Here is a 17141-nt window from a genome sequence, read left to right on the forward strand (position 1 = left end):
ACGACCCGCCGCCTTTATCGGCACCTGTTAACGATATGCGCTATAACTCTCGTCCCGGGCTTTGTGGCGCCGTTGGCCGTGCTCGTCGCCGCGGGCGGCCGGGTCGCGGTCGTCGGCGGAGTCCCGCGATTCGTCGAGTCGTCACCGGCCTTCGGCGTGATCCTCGCCCTGTCCGCGGTGACCGCGATCGCGTCAGGCCTCGCCGCCCTGGCCGGCGGCGCCCGTCTCGTGCTGGACTTCATCGACGGCCGTCCGTTGTCGGCCCGGCTCGCGGTGACGGCCGTCCTGCGGCGGCCGCGAACGTTCGCCATGCTCGTCATCCTGTTCGTGACGGCCGTCGTCGTGCTGGTGGCCATCGGTGCGGCGTTCACGGCCTCGGCGTCGTCCGTCGTCCCGGCGGTGATCGTGGTGACGGCGGTCGGCGTCACCACGCTGCCGCTGATGATCGCGTGGGCCGCACTGACCGACGGGGTGCCTCCGCTGCGCACGACGTGGCGGCTGATCTCCCGCGATTACGGCAGAGCGGTCTGGATGCTGGCGCTGGGATACCTCGCCGTTCCCGTCCTGCTCCAACTGGGCCTTTTCGCACTGGGCGGGCTGCTTCCCGTCCCCGCCGACGGGCTGTTCCGCGACGCGGCGCGGCTGGCCGCGGTCGTCCTGCAGACGCCGCTCCAGGCCGCCGCCGTGGGCTGCTGCTACGCCTACCTGCACCGGCTGGGCCCGGCCACTGGTCACGACCTCGACCGGGAGAAGGGCGACGACCGCGGCCACGAGCGCGCCGGGCGGCGGTGGTGGCCTCCGATCCCGCCGATCGTCGCGTGGCCGGCCGTACTGCTGGTCGCCCTGCTGCCCGGCCTGCTGTACCCCGGGTACGCGGCCGAGCCGCTCTCATGGGCCCGAATGGTCGACAACGAGATCGGCGTCAAGGAAGAGTACGTGGACTACCCGTCACGCACCGAGATCATGCTCGGCCCCGGCGGGAAGCCCGTCGTCTTCCGCGACGAGCGCCGCCCGGTGGTGGTGTTCTGCGGCGACGACACGTGTGGCGACCATGTGAGCGTCACGCTGGACGAGTACTTCCGCACCCATCCGGCGACGGCGGTCGCGCCCGACGGCTCGCTGGTCGTCGCGGGCTGGACGAGTGAGATCGGCGCCTCCCGGATGGAGCTGGTGATGTTCTCCTGCCGCCCGGACGGCTGCGTCCGGCGGCCGGGCGAGCCGCTGAAGGCCACCGAGGAGTCGTCGGACGCGCGGGCCGCCGCCGTGGGGACACCGCACGGCCTCGCCATCGCCTGGAGCGTCCGCCTTCCCGGCCACAATAAGAAGCCGCTCTCCCGCGTCGAGCTCGCGCTGTGCGACGACGTCGCCTGTGCCCGGCGTCGCGTCGTCCCGGTGGGCGAGATCGTCGACGGTTTCACGCTGGAGGACATGGACGCCCGCGTCCTGGCCGTCGCCGCCGCCCCGGACGGGCGGCCGGTCGTCGCCTACACCGACCGGCGCACCCACAAGATCACTGTGGCGAGCTGCGAGTCCGCGGCGTGTGCCCACCCGTCGATCCATGCGTTCGGCCTGCCCGCGCTGACGAGGTACACCTGGCTGACCAGCAACCTGCGCACGCAGGTGGCGGTGCGGCCGGACGGCCGGCCGGTGATCGTGTACAGCGACCCCGGCGACGGCCACACCTCGACGATCATGCTCTGCTCCGATCCGGCCTGTTCCGGCACGCCTCGTTTCGTGCCGGTGCCCGAGGTCGTCGCGGTGAGCGCGCCCGGCCTCGCCCTGGACGCCCATGGCCTCCCTCTGCTGGCCGGTTACCGCCGGAAGGGCGCCATGGTGATCGATCTGGTCGCGTGCCGGGACCAGGACTGCGCCCGCCGCTCCGCGTCCCCTCTGCTGCCCGCCGGAGGGGTCGGGCAGTTCGACCTCGCCATCGGCCCCGACCAGCGGCCGCGCATTCTGTGGTACGGCACGGCCGATCCGGCCGGCGGCAACGCGTACCACCTGCTCACCTGCGCTGGCCCGCACTGCGCCCCATGAGGAACGGGGGCCGGGGCGCCGATCTGCCCGCGGCCCGGGTTCACGCGACCGGCCCGCGGCCACAAGGGGGGAAATGAGTCTCGAATCGTCCACAAGCCCGAGGTCCCGATCGGAAGCATGGTCGCAGGAGACGCTCGCCGAGGTGTGGGGCGGACGCAACCTTGAGATCGTGTACGGCACCGCGGGCCGCCTCTACCGGCCGCTGCTGGCCGTGTGCGCGATGACCGTCGTCCCGGCCCTCATGGCGGCGGCGGCCGTGGTCGTGACCCTGGGCGACCGGATCGCCATCGTCAACGGAACCCCGCTGCTCCTGACCTCGTCGCCGCGCGTCCTGTGGACGTACGCCGGAGCGACGCTCATCATGATCGCCGCCGGACTCGCGTGTTCGGCCGCGGGCAGCCGCCTCGTCGTCGATCACATCGACGGCCGTCCGTCGTCGCCGGCGCGTGCCGTCCTGGCCGTCCTGCGCCGCCCGCACGCCTTCCTGCTGCTCGCCGCCGAGCTCACGCTGGCAGCCGGAGCGCAGTTCGTCCTGTTCGTCGTCGTGGCGGAGCTGCTGGAGTCGATCGTTCTGGCGCTGATCCTGGCCGCGGTGGCCGGCCTCTTCACGCTGCCCGCCCTGCTCGCCCTGACTGTGTCTCCTGGGCGCCTTCCTCCGCTGAGAACGGCGCTCCGCCTGGCCGCCCGCGACTACACGGGAACGGCCTGGAGGGTGGCGCTGGCGTACCTCGTCATCCCCGGCCTGGCCCAGGCGGCCCTATACGGCCTGCGCTTCCTGCTCCCGGTTCCCACCGGCGTGGCGATCGCCGACGCCGTACGGGTGACGGCGGCGGTCCTGCTGGCACCGTTCCAGGCGGCCACGCTGGGATGCTGCTACGCCTACCTCAGAAGATGGGGCACGCCGGAGCCCACGACGACCGGCGAACCCGCCAGGCGGCGGACCAGGTCCTGGCCTGTCGTGGCCGCGCTGCTCCCCGGCCTGCTGTACGGGGTGTTCGCCGCCGCCAACCCGCTCGGGCGGGCCGAGGTGGTCGACAACGAGCTCATCGCGAGGGAGCGGTACCCGGACCGGCCGATCAGCGCCCAGATCGTCACCGGTTCCGGCGGCCGGCCGGTCGTCATCACCGACCGCGGCACGCTGAAGCCGGCCTTCTGCGGCGACGGCGCCTGCGCGCGGCAGGCCGCCGTCCCCTTGGGGGCCTACCTGGACGGGCAGTCCGTCGCCACCTCCATGCCCGACGACTCGGTGCTGATCCCCGGATGGGTGTACGAGCCGTCGCCGAGCGACGACGTCGAGCTCCACCTGTTCTCCTGCCGCCCCGGGGGCTGTGCGCGACGCCCCGGAAGTCCGCTGCGGCTGGCGCGGAAAGGGTGGCTCCACGTGAACGTCGCCGCGGCCGCGACACCGGACGGCGTCGCCATCGCGTCGATCGCCCCGGAGCCCGGTTCCGACGGTGCTTTCGCGCGCGTCGAGCTCACGCTCTGCCGGGACGCCGCCTGCGCCGCCCCGCGGACTGTCACTGTCGGCCGCCTCCGCGACAGGGCCGCCGTCAGTGTGGACAACCGCACCATCGCCGTCGCCGTCTCCCCGGACGGGCGCCCGGTGATCGCCTTCGTCGACCGGGTCTCGCGGGAGACGACCGTGGTGAGCTGTGACTCGCCTGCCTGCCCGCATCCGCGGACCCATGCGTTCACGGCATCCGAGTCGCCCGAGCCGGTCCTGTGGGGGTGGCTCACCGGTTCACTGCGGATCCAGATGGCGATCGGGCCGGACGGCAGGCCGGTGATCGTCGAGAATGACCCGGAGCGTGAGGTCACGAAAATCCTCTTCTGCCCCGACCCGGCGTGTTTCCGGCCCCCGCGGTCCGTGACCGTGTCCGAGATCGCCACGAGGAGCTCTCCCGGCCTGGCCCTCGACGCCGCCGGCCGTCCGATCCTGGCCGGCTACGACACGGAGGACCTTCGGGTGACCGTCCTGGCCTGCGAGGACACCGGCTGCGCCCGCCGCCGGCTCACCCACCTCATTCCCGCGAACGCGTTCGGCCCCCTCGACCTCGTCGTCGGCCCCGACCGCCGCCCGCGCATCGTCTGGTACGGCACGCCCGATCGCGGGGGGACGCCCGCTTATCACGTCCTCACCTGCGCCGACCCGTACTGCCTGAAGTCCTGAACGAAACGCCCGGACATCACCAGGAGGGACATGAGTCTCGGAACGCCGGTGAGCGCGACGGGGTCGCCCGCCGCCTGGCCGGATGACGCGTTCGACCGGTTGAAGGGCTTTCGCGGTCTGCGCATCATGTACGGCACGGCCGTCGGTCTCTACCGGCACCTGCTGGCGGTGTGCGCCCTGGTCCTCGTCCCGCCGTTCGTGGCGCTGGTGGCCGTGCTGGTGGCTCTGGGCCACCGGATCTCCTTCGTCAACGGAGCTCCTGTGCTCCTCGTGCCCTCACCGGCCGTCCTATGGATCTTCGCCGGACTCGTGCTGACGGCCTTCGTGGCAGGGTTCGCCTGCCTGGCCGCCGGCAGCCACCTCGTGGTGGGCCACATCGAGGGCCGCCCCCTGTCGGCGGGGCGTGCCGTGCTGGCCGTTCTCCGGCGCCCGCACGCCGTGCTGCTGCTCACCGTCAATCTCGTGGTGATTCTCGCCGTGCAGGCCGGCGTCATGGCCGTGGTGGCCCATGGGACGGGATCGATCGTCGCGGCGGTGATCCTGGGGGTGCTGCTCGTCCTCCTGGCGCTCCCGGCCGTACTCGCCTGGACGGCGCTGCCCGACCGGATTCCCCCGCTGACGACGGCGTACCGTCTGGCGGCCTACGACTACCGGTGGACGATCCGGACGATCGTGGTGGCCTTCGCCGCCGTTCCTGGCCTGGCACAGCTCGGTCTGCACCTCCTCTGCGCGACGCTCCCCGTCCCGACCGGCGTGCAGATCGGCGACGCCTTGCGGATGACGGCGGCCATCCTGCTGTTGCCGTTCCAGGCCGCGGTGCTCGGCTGCTGCTACGCGCGGCTCCATCGGAAGAACCAGGCGCGCTGGGGAGCCCTGGCGATCCGGAGAGACAGAGGTGGGCGCGGGTCGTCCGCGACCGCGACCGGCGGCGCACCCGGCGGGCGGCGCACCCGCTGGTGGCCGGTCGGGCTGGTGCTTCTGCCCGGCCTGCTGTACGGCGGCTACGCGGTGGCCGGTCCGCTCACCGGCGTGACCGACAACGAGATCGCGGGTGAGGACCCCGGTTCGGGTTCCGGCAAGGGCGGCCCGGGACAGGTCCAGATCGTCTTCGGCCCTCGCGGGTTTCCGATCGTCATCCGCGACCGGGGGTTCCAGGAGGTGACGTTCTGCGGCGACGGCACCTGCGGCACGCAGACCACCGTCATCCTGGACGTCTCCTTCGAGGAGCAGTCCGGGGCGACGGTCACCCCCGACGGCTCGGTGGTGTTCGCGGGCTGGGTGAGGGAGCCCGATGAGGTCGAACGGCGGCGGGAGCTCCAGCTGTTCTCCTGCCGGCCCGACGGCTGCACGTGGCGTCCCGGCCCGCCGTTGAGGACGGCGCCCGGCGACGTGCTCCGGCTGGACGTGGCCCCCGTGAACGCCACCGCGGTCGCGACGCGGGGCGGCATCGCCGTCGCCTCGATCACCCCCGTCTCCGCGGACCGGTACCCGACTCCCGCGCGCGTGACGCTCACGCGGTGCCCGGACTTCGCCTGCGTCCACCCCCGGACGATCACGGTGGGAGACCTCACCGTCGCGGGCGACGTCATGAACCACAAGCCCCGCGCCCTCGCCGTCGCGGCGTCTCCGGACGGGCGCCCGGTGATCGCATACGCGGACCTGATCACGCGGAAGGCCACCATCGCGATCTGCGACACCGTGGCATGCGGGCACCCGGCCCTTCGCGCGTTCGACATGTCCGACAGGTCCTCGCCACGGTACGACCCCCGGAGGTCCTTCGACGATCTGCGGCTCCAGGTCGCCGTCAGGCCGGACGGCAGGCCGGTGATCGTCCACAACGGCGGTGGCACCGGGGACACGACGATCATGATCTGCCGCGATCCGTCCTGCTCCGGGACCCCGCGGACGGTGTCGGCCTCCGAGCTGGTCACGCGGAGCGCCCCCGGCCTGGCCCTGGATCCGGCCGGCCGTCCCGTTCTGGCCGGATACGACGCGGCCGACCCGCCGGTAGCCGTCCTGTCCTGCCGCGACGACGGCTGCGTGGGGAGAGGCGTCACCCACCTGGTCCCCACGTCCCACGTGGGCGAGGTGGACGTCGCCATCGGTCCCGACCGACGCGCGCGCATCGTCTGGTACGGCGCGATCGATGGCAGGAGAACCCCGACCTATCACGTCCTCACCTGCGCCGACGCCTGGTGCGGCCTACGGCCGCCGCCGTCCTGACGAGCAGCCGCCGCCGGTGGCGGTCCTGGCCATCCAGATGCCCAGGACGGTGCTTGTCGCATTGCAGCCTGCAGGGCTGTGCCGGTCGTAGCCCAGGTGTGCGGCCGTCTCGCGACGTGCCGGCTGGGCGGAGCCCGGGGGCGGGGCGGGGGTGGACGCCACGTGAGGGATTGGTACCGTTGCGTCCGACGCGCGCCACGCAGCGAAGTCCGGTGAGAACCCGGCGCTGTCCCGCAACTGTGGTTCCCCGCCCCCGGGGACGAGCCAGGTCGCCTGCGCTGCGCGCCGACGCCATCGACCCTCGTGGAAAAGGGTGATCCGTCGCTTCCAGCGGGTCCCTCGATTCCCGGCATTCCCCCTGATGGAGGACCTCGTGAGGCCCGTACGCACGGCCGTCGCGGGTGTGGTGCTGGGCGTGCTCGCTCTGGCCGGTTGCGGCCAGACCGACGGCGCCGCCACGTCCGCGACCCCCACCCCCGCAGCCTCGGACAGCACCCCGGACAGCGGGGGACAGGGCGCCTTCCCCGTCACCATCCAGGCGGGCAACGGCGCGGTGACGATCGAGAAGAAGCCCGAGCACATCGTGTCGCTGTCCCCGACGGCCACCGAGATCCTGTTCGCGATCGGTGCGGGCGCGCAGGTGACGGCGGCGGACGACCAGTCGAACTACCCGCCCGAGGCGCCCAAGACGTCGCTGTCGGGGTTCAAGCCCAACGTCGAGGCGATCGTCGCGGCCAAGCCCGACCTCGTCGTGCTCGCCAACGACCTGGAGGGCGTGGTCGCCGGGCTGGGCAAGGTCGGTGTGCCGGTGCTGCTCGAACCCGCCGCGACCAAGCTGGACGACACCTACGACCAGATCAGGGACCTCGGCGCGGCCACCGGCAACGCGGACAAGGCCGAGGAGGTGGCGAGCGGCGTCAAGCAGAAGATCGACGCGCTCGTCGCCGCGGCGCCCAAGGGCAAGGACCTGACGTATTACCACGAGCTGGACACCACGCCCTACGCGGCGACGTCGAGCACGTTCATCGGGCAGGTCTACAGCCTGTTCGGGCTGAAGAACATCGCCGACGAGGCGCCCGACGCGGCGGGCGGCTACCCCAAGCTGTCGGCGGAGTTCATCGCCAAGGCCGACCCCGGCCTGATCTTCCTCGGCGACACCAAGTGCTGCGGCCAGAACGCCGCCGCGCTGGCCAAGCGGCCTGGCTGGTCCGGCCTGTCCGCGGTGAAGAAGGGCCGCGTGGTGGAGCTGGACGACGACATCGCCTCCCGCTGGGGGCCCCGCGTCGCCGACCTCGCGCAGGCCGTCAGCGACGCCGTCCAGAAGGCGGCGAGCTGATCCTGTGGTGACGCGGACCCCCGCGGCACGGCCACGAGGCCGGGCGCTGCTCGTCGCGTCCGCCGTGCTTGTGGCCAGTCTCGCCGTCGGCGTGATGGCGGGCGCGGCGGGTCTGTCGCCCCGCGCGATCGCGCTGGCGCTGCTCGACCGGCTGCCGTTGGTGTCCGCGCACTCGGGGCTCGCACCGGTCGAGGAGGGGCTGCTGTTCCAGCTCCGGGTGCCGCGGGTGCTGCTCGCCGCCGTCGTGGGCGGGCTGCTCGCCACGGCCGGGGCCGGCTACCAGGGTGTGTTCCGCAACCCGCTGGCCGATCCCTACCTGCTCGGGGCGGCCGCCGGGGCCGGCCTCACCGTGACGCTCGTCGTGGTCTTCCTCGGCGGCGACGCCGGGGTGACCGCGGTGCCGATCGCCGCCTTCGCCGGGGCCGTCGGCGGGGTGTTCCTCGCGTACGCGCTGGGCCACACGGCGGGCCGGGGCGGCGGCACCGCGACGCTCGTGCTCGCCGGGGTCGCGGTCACCTCGTTCCTCACCGCCATCCAGACCTTCGTGCAGCAGCTCAAGGTGGAGGAGCTGCAACGGATCTACGCCTGGATCCTCGGCGACGTCGGCGGCGGCTGGGACCAGCTCCGCATGATCGCGCCGTACGCCGTGGTGTCGACCGTCGTCATGCTGCTGCACGGGCGGCTGCTCGACGTGCTGTCGGTGGGCGACGAGGAGGCGGTCAGCCTCGGCCTGCGCGCGGCGCGGGTGCGCTTCGTCGTGCTGCTGGCAGCCTCGCTCGCCACCGCGGCGGCGGTGGCGGTCAGCGGGCTGATCGCGTTCGTCGGGATCGTGGTGCCGCACGTGGTCCGGCGGCTCGCCGGCTGGTCCTACCGGATCGTGCTGCCGCTGTCGTTCCTCGGCGGCGCGGCGTTCCTCGTGCTGGCCGACACGATCGCGCGTACGGTGCTCGCGCCGGCCGAACTGCCGATCGGCGTGGTCACCGCGTTCGTCGGGGCGCCCTTCTTCGTCACCGTCCTGCGCCTGACCCGGCGGGTGGAGACGTGAGCGGCCGGGGTGTCCCGGCCATCGAGGCGCGCGGCGTGGGCGTCACGCTCGGCGGGCGGCGGGTGCTCACGGACGTCACGCTGTCGGCCGCGCCCGGCCGATGGCTGGCCGTCATCGGGCCGAACGGCGCGGGCAAGTCCACGCTCCTGCGGGCCGTCGCCGGGCTGGTCCCGAAGGAGGGCGAGGTGCTCGTCGACGGGACGGCCGTGGACGACCTGCGCCCGCGGCGGCGGGCCCGGCTGATCGCCTACGCCCCGCAGAGCCCGGCGCTGCCGCCCGACATGACGGTCCACGACTACGCGCTGCTGGGCCGCACGCCGTACATCCCCTATCTCGGCAGCGAGAGCGCGCGGGACCGCGAGGTGACGCGGTCGGTGCTGGAACGGCTCGACCTGGACGGCTTCGCGTCCCGGCCGCTCGGGCACCTGTCCGGCGGCGAGCGGCAGCGGGTGGTGCTCGCCCGGGCGCTGGTGCAGCAGGCGCCGGTGCTGCTGCTGGACGAGCCCACCACGGCGCTCGACCTGGGCCACCAGCAGCAGGTGCTCGAACTCGTCGACCGGCTGCGCCTGGCCGACGGCCTCACCGTCGTGACGACGCTGCACGATCTCAGCCTCGCCGGGCAGTACGCCGACGCGATCGTGCTGCTCGCCGCGGGGCGTGCGGTCGCGGCCGGGCCGCCCGGGCGGGTGCTGGCCGAGCCGCTGCTGGCCGAGCACTTCGGCGCCAGCGTACGGGTGGAGACCGGCGCCGACGGGCGCCCGCTCGTCCACCTGGTCCGCCCGCGGACCTCCCGGATGACGCCTGCGGAGGAGGGGTGACGGGCCTGCCGCCGCCGTCTCTGACGTACCGGATGGAGGACGGCCTGCGGCTCGGCGTGCTGCTGTGGCGGTTCGGCCCCGGCTGGCGGATGATCTCCTCGGCCATGCTGGGCGGCGGCGTCGGACGCCGCGAGTGGGTGCTGAACGCGCAGGTGGCCGCCGGGTACTCGCGCATGGACCCGGTGGAGCACATGGACGCGCTCGGTCCCGGCGGCCCGGGGGTCGGCATGATGACGGCGGCGCTCGTGGACCGGTACGCCGTGGCGGCCGACGGGGGAGCGGAGGCCGTCGCCACGGTCGGCCTGGGCGTGCCGACCTGGGCGGCCTCGCCCGAGGGCGTGCCCGACCCCGGCGTGCCGGCCGCTTCGGAGCCCGGACGGAAGGCCGGGGAGGAGTCCGGGCGCGAGCCCGCCCAGGAGGACGTCACCCCCGCTACCGCGCGGGCCGTCGCCGGTCTGGTCGCGCCGGAGCCCGGACGGGAGACCGTCGGCGCGGGCGACGCGGGAGCGTGCGTGCCGCGCCGGGCCGCCCCGCGCCCCGGGACGATCAACATCCTGGTGGCCGTGCCGGTCGCGTTCTCCGACCCGGCGCTGGTCAACGCCGTCATGACGGTGACCGAGGCGAAGACGCAGGCGCTGCTGGATGCGGGCTTCCCCTGCACGGGGACCGCGTCGGACGCGGTCTGCGTCGCCGTACGGGAGGACGGCCCGGCGGAGGCGTTCGGCGGCCCGCGCTCCGTCTGGGGCGCGCGGATCGCCCGCGCGGTCCACCGGGCCGTCCTCGACGGCGCGCGCGACTGGCGCGCCCGCCGGGCCGGTTAGCCGGCCTTACGGGTGGCGACTCGCGGGCCGTCCGCGGTCTCAGGTTGCGCCGAATGTGGTGGCCGCTGGCGGCCGGAGCGCCTCGCGGGGAGGGGCGCGCATCTTCCCGTGCGTACGCGTGCGACCGCCCCTTCGGATCAGCGGCCGGAGATGACCCTCAGGACGTGAACGTGATGCTGTTCACCATGTGGTCGATGTTCGAGCTGTCACACCGGCCCGCTGGGCAGAAGAACGCGATCAGGACGGTGGTGCCGGTGTCGCCCTGCCGGACCAGATAGGCGATGAAATCGAGCCGTCCGGTTCCGGCCTGCTGGGGGTCGCTGAGCACGCCCTCGATCCGGAACCCGGGTTTGGCTCCGACCGTCGTGGGCGAAGGCACGCCGTAGTAGGTGGTCACGCCGGGGAGCGCGGGACCCAGGCTCTCCTGGAGCTCCATCGGCGAGTCCGAGGTGCTCAGGGTGTTGCTGACCTGAGCGAACACGCCAGTGGCCCGGTCGGGATGGGCCGTGATGAGGGGGTTCACCTTCGACCAGTCGGTGTTGCCCGGCACCGCGAACAGCGCGTCGAACTCGTCGACGGCCGGTGAGGCGATCATCCACTGGTCGGCGTTGGTCCTGGCCTCGCCCCAGGCCGCGGGGTAGGCCATGGTGAACGGCGCCGCGGTGCTGCCCGGGTAGGTGTTCCACGTGGCGGCGGTGTCCCCGCCCCGCGTGAGCAGCAACGTGGCGGCGACGGCGATGGCCACCAGGACCGCCAGCCCGCCGATCAGCGGCCCGAGCGGCACCCGGCGCCGGCCGCCCCTGCCCGACGGCGCCGTGCCACTCGACGCGACCGTGACCTGGGCGTGCGGTGATCCGGGCGGGTACGAGCCGTGCCCCTGTCCCGGAGCGGTCGCGCGCGCGTCCGGCGGGTAGCTCGTGGGCGGGCGGGACGAGGGCACGGCGCCCTGCGGCCCGGGCACCGAATGGGGTGGCACAGAGCCCGAGGAACGGGCGCCGGGGGGCACAGAGCCCGAGGAACGGGCGCCGGGTGGTACAGAGCCCGAGGACCGGGCGCCGGGCGGCCTGGAGTCGGGCGGCACCGAGGAGGGTGCGGACAGCGTGGGAACGGACGCGGCGGAGGCGGAAGGATGGGAGGGCGCGGCCGGCGGATACGAGGAGTGCGGCCGGGACCCCGAAGGGCCGGGAACCTCCGGGGACTGCCCGGACGCCGGGGGATAGGACGGAGAGACCGCCCCCGCCGGACCGCTCGCTCCGCCGCTGATCGCGTCGCGCAGCGCGGACACGAACACCTGGCACGTCGGGAACCGCTCGGCCGGTGACTTGGCCAGTGCTCGTGCGATCACGGCGTTCACCGCGTGCGGCAGGTCCGGCCGGTACGGCGTGAGCGGCGGCGGGTCGTGGGAGACGTGCGCGTAGAGCAGCGCGAGCTCGGTGTCCCGCTGGAACGGCGGCTGCCCGGCGAGCGCCTCGTACACCACGCAGGCGAAGGCGTACAGGTCGCTGCGGCCGTCCACCGGCAGGCCGCGGATCTGCTCGGGGGCGACGTAGCGCGGGGTGCCCATGAAGTGGCCGTGGCTGGTCAGCCCGGCCTCGGCCGACGAGCTCTTGGTCAGCCCGAAGTCGGTGAGATAGACGTGATCGGACCGCGTGACCAGGATGTTGGCCGGTTTCACGTCGCGGTGCACCAGGCCGTGGGCGTGCGCGGAGTCCAGGGCGGAGGCGATCTGCGCGAACAGCGGGTTGGCCCGCCCGACGGGCAGCGGGCCCTCCGACTGCACGAGCTTGCGCAGGTCGCTGCCCTCGACATAACGCATGGCGATGAACAGCAGGTCGTCGCGCTCACCGGCCTCGTACACCGGGATGATGTTGGGGTGGTCGATGCTCGCCACCATGCGTGACTCGCGCACGAACCGGTCACGGAAGCGATCGTCGTGCGCGAGCTGCGGCGCGAGCACCTTCAGCGCCACGGCCCGGCCGAGCCGCTGGTCGCGCGCGCGGTAGACCGTCGCCATGCCGCCCCGCCCGACGACCGCCTCGACCGTGTAGTCGCCGAGCCGCCGCCCGACGAGCGGCGGCGTCGCGGGCCCCTCGGTCATCCGGCATCCCCCCTGAACATTCCCCTGGTCACGAGCCGGTCGGGTTCCCGCAGTAGCCGCAGAAACGGTGTCCCTGGCCCAGTCGCATCCCGCACTGCGTGCAGAACTGCACCTGCGCCTGTCCTCTGGGCGGGGACGGGTCCTGCGGGTACGAATGCCCGTGCGGCGGCGACGGGTCCGGCGGGTACGAACGTCCCCATGGCGGAGACGGATCGGCCGTCGCCTGGACGCCCGCCGGCTCCGCGCCCGCCGGAGTGACCGGCTGGGTGCCCTGCTGTGGGGCCGGTCCGACGACCTCGGGCGACCGGGCGGCTTCGGCGCCGAACACCCTGGTGACGGCGTACGGCGGCCAGGAGGTCTCCTGGGACGGGACCGCGGCGGCCTCGCCCGCGAACCCCCCGTCCGCATCGGCACCGTCCGAACCGACACCGTGCCCGCCCACACCGTGCCCGGCGAGCCCGGGGTCCGTCTGACCGCCGTTCGGGTGGACCTCGCCGGGCAGGCCGTCGCCGTCCTGTCCCGCGGCGGCCGCGGCGCTCCTGCGGCGCAGCAGCACGACGCCACCGGCCAGCAGGGCGAGCACCACCACGCCGCCGGCCGCCCACACGTATGGCGGCACCGAGGATTCCGGCTTCTCCGTGCGCACCGGACGCGCCACCGGCCTGGCGCCGGCGTCCTCCGCCGTGCCCGCCTTGGCCTGGGCGACCCGCAGGTGGTCGGCCGCGACCGCGTGGTCGGGCCGCAGGTTGAGCACCTGCTGCAGCGCCGGTACCGCGCCGGTGTAGAGCTTGTTGTGGAAGGAGGCGAGCGCGTTCTCGTACACGACGTCGACCGGACCGCGGCGCGGGGTGACCCCGGCGGCGACCAGCGCGCTGCGGATCTCGTCGGCGGGGGTGATGGTCAGGGGCTGGTCGCCGCCGCCGGAGACGAACCCGACCACCTCGCTCTTGCCGTCGTCGATGAGGGCCGCGCCGACCGCGCCGTCGTCGAGCAGCTTGAGAACCTTGTCGCGCTCCTTGACGGTCCTGCTGCCCGGCGGGGTGAGGTGCGCGGTGTCGAGCTTGGGCGGCAGCTTCGCCGACGGTCTGCCGGGGAGCGCCATCACGTCGAGCGACTCGACGGCGCCGCCGATCGCGGTGCCCAGCGGGACCGTGGGCAGCGACTGCTTCTCGCCGCCCTTGGTGACCTTCAGCACGGCGGGGGCCGCCGGGGACGCCCCGGTGGTCAGGATCTGCGCGGGCAGTCCCCCGGGCGGCGGCGGGTCGAGGTAGGGGTGGACGGTGACGTTCGTCGTGACCTGGGCGATGCAGGTCGAGTCGGTCTGCTGCGGCGGATAGCACGCCTTGAGCCGCCGGTCGAGGTCGGGGTCGTCCAGCGAGTGCCGCTTGAAGTCGGCCGGGACCTTCACCTTGAAGTACTCGGCGAACACCCGGTTGGCCGCGTACACCCGGGGGTCGTCCGCGGGCTGCACGACCTGGGTCGCGGTGACGACGACACCGTCGGGCGCGACCGTGAACCCGCTGCCCTTCGCCAGGTCGACGTCATAATCGCGGACCATCTGCTTGATCACGCCGCGGTCGTCGAGCAGCGTGATGCGCACGTGTGAGGAGGACTCCACGCGTACGGCGCCGGGGGTGACCCGGTCGGTGGAACCGCTGGGATGCGGGTGGAGCATGGGCGCACCGAGCGCGGCGAGCGCGCCCAGCCCCGCGATAAGGGAGTGCAGGCGGGGCATCTGCTTCTCCTAGGCCTGTTCGGAGGTTCAAGCGTCTCAGCGCGGACAGTGTTCGACAAGGTGAGTCTCGTGACCGACACCCACTTGATACAGGGCGATGATCGCGCGGTCACTTGACGATGACTTGCAGACCAATTGCGGGGCGTATGTTCCCTAGTGCGCACTATGCCGGGCAGGGATTACTCTGCGCGTCATGCGCATGCCCCCCCTCCGCTCGGTCCCCCGCGTCGACCTCCTGATCGGTATCGCGATCATGTCGCTGGGCACCCTTGAGGCGTTCACTGTCGCCACGGAGTACGGCGCGGCCCAGAACCCCCAGCTGTGGTGGGTCGGGCAGGCGCTGGTCACCGGAGTCCTGGTCTGGTATCGCCGCAGGGCGCCGGTGGCGGTGTTCATCCTGATGATCCTCGCGCAGTACGCCTGGCATCGGCAGGGCAACGAACACTGTCCGGTCTGGCAGCTCGCCGCGCTGCTCATCGTCTTTCACACGGTCGGCGCGCATCTGCCGTTCAGACCGGGCGGGACCTGGGCCCTGGTGGGCATCCTCGTCTTCGACTCCGGTGCCGTCGACCACCGCTTCCTGCCGTTCGAGGAGGTCATCTTCCTGACGGTGATGTTCGGCTCGGCGTACGTCACGGGCCTGGCCCTGCGCGGTTACCTGCTGCGCGTGCACCGGATGGCCGAGCGGGCGGCGCGGCTGGAGATGGAGCGGGAACGCCGGGCGGCCGAGGCCGTGGCCGCCGAACGCAACCGGATCGCCAGGGAACTGCACGACGTGGTGGCCCACAGCGTGAGCATGATGGTCATGCAGGCCGGGGTGCTGCGCCGCCGGATGGGCGCGGCCCGGGACGGCCAGGGCTCCCCGGAGACCGAGATCCTCGCCGGCATCGAGCAGGCGGGCCGTGAGGCGGTCGAGGAGCTGCGGATCATGCTCGGCGCGCTGCGGATGCCGCAGGACGAGGCGCTGCCGCAGCCGGGGCTCGACATGGTGCCCAACCTCATCTCGACGGTCGGGTCCTCGGGGCTTCGCGTCACGCTGGAGGCCGAGGGCGACGCCGTACGGCTCGCGCCGGGTCTCGACCTGTCGGCCTACCGGATCGTGCAGGAGGCCCTCACCAACGCGGTCAAGTACGCCGGGGAGGCCGACGTGCGCATCCGGATCGCCTACCGCCCCGATCGGCTGGAGCTGGAGATAACCGATAATGGCGGGGGCGCGGGACCGGCGCTGTCCACCGGCAACGGGCTCATCGGCATGCGCGAGCGGGCCGAGCTGTTCGGCGGCTCCCTCGACGCCGGGCCGCTGCCGGAGGGCGGATTCCGGGTCCGCGCGACGCTGCCGATCTCCCAGGGAGTGCCGATGAGCGAGGCCACGAATTGACGATCCGCATCGTCCTCGCGGACGACCAGGCGATGATCCGGGCCGGCCTGCGCATGGTGGTCGAGAGCGAGCCCGGGATGGAGATCGTGGGCGAGGCCGCCGACGGCGCCGACGCGGTCGCGCTGGCCCGCCGGGTGCGGCCCGACATCGTGCTCATGGACATCTCGATGCCCCGCATGGACGGGCTCACCGCGGCCAGGCAGCTGCTCGACGCGCCGCACCCGCCCAAGGTCATCATGCTCACGACGTTCGACACCGACGAGAACCTGTACGCCGCGCTGCGCGCGGGCACCAGCGGCTTCCTGCTGAAGGTGTCGCCGCCCGAGCAGCTCGTGGAGGCCATCAGGGTCGTCGCCGCCGGTGACGGCCTGCTCGACCCCGCCGTCACCACGCGGGTGATCGCGTCCTTCGCCGGCCGGCACGAGCCGGTGCGCCCGCCGCAGCTCGCCGAGCTGACCCCGCGCGAGCTGGAGGTGCTGCGGATGCTCGCCCGCGGCCTCACCAACGCCGAGATCGCCAAGGAGCTCTTCGTCGGCGAGGCCACGGTCAAAACCCACGTCGCCCGTGTGCTCATGAAACTGAACCTGCGCGACCGCGCTCAGGCGGTCGTGTTCGCGTACGAGTCGGGCGTGGTGACGCCGGGGTCGGCGCTCGGGTAGTACGACGCCCACTGGGCGTTGCTCATCCGCAGCACCTTGAGGCCGAGGTAGCCGAGCACCACGATGTTGCCGCCGCCCCAGACGAAGGCCAGCGGGCCGTAGTCCGTGACGTAGGGCGAAAGCCACGCGACCGCGCCGGCCACCGGCAGCCACCAGCGGACGAACCCGGCCCTGGTCAGGGCGATCATCATCAGGATCAGCCCGATCGGGCCGAGGAACACCCACGGCATCTGGAACGCGAAGATCACCCCGGGCAGGTTGAACACCTCGTCGAACAGCTTCTCCGCCTGCTCGGCGGGGTAGTGCTGCCCGAACCACCACTCGACCGCGTCGCCCATGAGCAGCGCCGACAGGTTGATGAAGCCGAGCACGGCGAACAGCCCCGCGATGTGCCCGAGGACGGTTCCCCGCTTGCGGGTGAGGTGCATCAGGCCGAGCAGGGCGAGCGGAAGCAGCACCCAGCTCCAGTGGTAGAGCGCGGACTGGAGCTGGGCCAGCGGCGGGTTGTCGCCGTAGCTGACCGCCTCGCGCGGGTCGCCCCAGGTGCCCGGGTCGACCACCGTCGCGGTGAGCTGGAACACCGGCGAGATCAGCAGCGCGGCCCCGACGGCCGAGCGCCGGAAGTCGGTGGAGTCCGACAGCTTGAACATCGATCTTTCCCCTCGTTCGGGTCTGTCTCCTACGGCCGGTGACGGTAGGTGAGCGACCCGCGGGGGCTCGTCCGCCGCTCGGGTGATGTCTCCTCATCCGCTAGAGCTACTTATCGCCATAGAGCGAGGTATGTGTATATTTTCCGGGAGATGGCTCACACTACGGGAGAT

The 17141-nt window shown here is 72.9% G+C and carries 12 protein-coding genes; 9 read left to right on the forward strand and 3 right to left on the reverse strand.

What is annotated here, in order from left to right; translation table 11 throughout:
• Positions 1–63: 63 nt before the first annotated feature.
• The 7 genes from ACQPZZ_RS13455 (at position 64) to ACQPZZ_RS13485 (ending at position 10450) form a co-directional block, all read left to right on the forward strand.
• On the forward strand, positions 64–2037 hold the full coding sequence (locus tag ACQPZZ_RS13455) for a hypothetical protein (protein ID WP_432932040.1): 1974 nt from the start codon (positions 64–66) through the stop codon (positions 2035–2037).
• A 73-nt stretch (positions 2038–2110) separates the two neighbouring features.
• Positions 2111–4207 carry a hypothetical protein gene (locus ACQPZZ_RS13460; RefSeq protein WP_432932041.1) on the forward strand — a complete coding sequence of 699 codons (2097 nt, stop codon included), beginning with the start codon at positions 2111–2113 and terminating at the stop codon, positions 4205–4207.
• Positions 4208–4237: 30 nt separating this feature from the next.
• Positions 4238–6430 (forward strand): hypothetical protein, encoded by a 2193-nt coding sequence (locus ACQPZZ_RS13465; protein ID WP_432932043.1) that lies wholly within the window; start codon positions 4238–4240, stop codon positions 6428–6430.
• A gap of 373 nt (positions 6431–6803) precedes the next feature.
• Positions 6804–7766, forward strand: coding sequence for an ABC transporter substrate-binding protein (locus tag ACQPZZ_RS13470; RefSeq protein ID WP_432932045.1), 963 nt, complete (start codon positions 6804–6806; stop codon positions 7764–7766).
• Positions 7767–7773: 7 nt separating this feature from the next.
• Positions 7774–8811 carry a FecCD family ABC transporter permease gene (locus tag ACQPZZ_RS13475; RefSeq protein ID WP_432932047.1) on the forward strand — a complete coding sequence of 346 codons (1038 nt, stop codon included), beginning with the start codon at positions 7774–7776 and terminating at the stop codon, positions 8809–8811.
• Positions 8808–9629 carry an ABC transporter ATP-binding protein gene (locus tag ACQPZZ_RS13480; RefSeq protein WP_432932049.1) on the forward strand — a complete coding sequence of 274 codons (822 nt, stop codon included), beginning with the start codon at positions 8808–8810 and terminating at the stop codon, positions 9627–9629. The genes ACQPZZ_RS13475 and ACQPZZ_RS13480 overlap by 4 nt, the downstream gene beginning before the upstream one ends.
• Positions 9626–10450 (forward strand): adenosylcobinamide amidohydrolase, encoded by an 825-nt coding sequence (locus tag ACQPZZ_RS13485; protein ID WP_432932051.1) that lies wholly within the window; start codon positions 9626–9628, stop codon positions 10448–10450. The genes ACQPZZ_RS13480 and ACQPZZ_RS13485 overlap by 4 nt, the downstream gene beginning before the upstream one ends.
• Positions 10451–10607: 157 nt before the next feature.
• Here the strand turns inward: ACQPZZ_RS13485 and ACQPZZ_RS13490 are convergent, their stop codons facing one another.
• Positions 10608–12548, reverse strand: a complete 1941-nt coding sequence (locus tag ACQPZZ_RS13490; RefSeq protein WP_432932053.1) for a protein kinase domain-containing protein — start codon at positions 12546–12548, stop codon at positions 10608–10610.
• Positions 12549–12576: 28 nt separating this feature from the next.
• The gene (locus tag ACQPZZ_RS13495) at positions 12577–14283 is read right to left on the reverse strand and encodes a hypothetical protein (RefSeq protein ID WP_432932055.1); all 1707 of its coding nucleotides are present in this window, start codon (positions 14281–14283) and stop codon (positions 12577–12579) included.
• A 193-nt stretch (positions 14284–14476) separates the two neighbouring features.
• Between ACQPZZ_RS13495 and ACQPZZ_RS13500 the strand changes: the two genes are divergently transcribed.
• Entirely contained in the window at positions 14477–15661 is a 1185-nt protein-coding gene (locus ACQPZZ_RS13500; RefSeq protein ID WP_432932057.1) for a sensor histidine kinase, read from the forward strand.
• Entirely contained in the window at positions 15658–16320 is a 663-nt protein-coding gene (locus ACQPZZ_RS13505; protein ID WP_363646077.1) for a response regulator transcription factor, read from the forward strand. Before ACQPZZ_RS13500 ends, ACQPZZ_RS13505 begins: the two co-directional genes overlap by 4 nt.
• Here ACQPZZ_RS13505 and ACQPZZ_RS13510 read toward each other — a convergent pair.
• On the reverse strand, positions 16260–16970 hold the full coding sequence (locus tag ACQPZZ_RS13510; RefSeq protein WP_432932060.1) for a hypothetical protein: 711 nt from the start codon (positions 16968–16970) through the stop codon (positions 16260–16262). The two genes, ACQPZZ_RS13505 and ACQPZZ_RS13510, sit on opposite strands and share 61 nt — an antisense overlap.
• Between the last annotated feature and the right edge of the window lie 171 nt (positions 16971–17141).

Source organism: Microbispora sp. CA-135349 (genome assembly GCF_050947365.1).
GTDB lineage: Bacteria > Actinomycetota > Actinomycetes > Streptosporangiales > Streptosporangiaceae > Microbispora.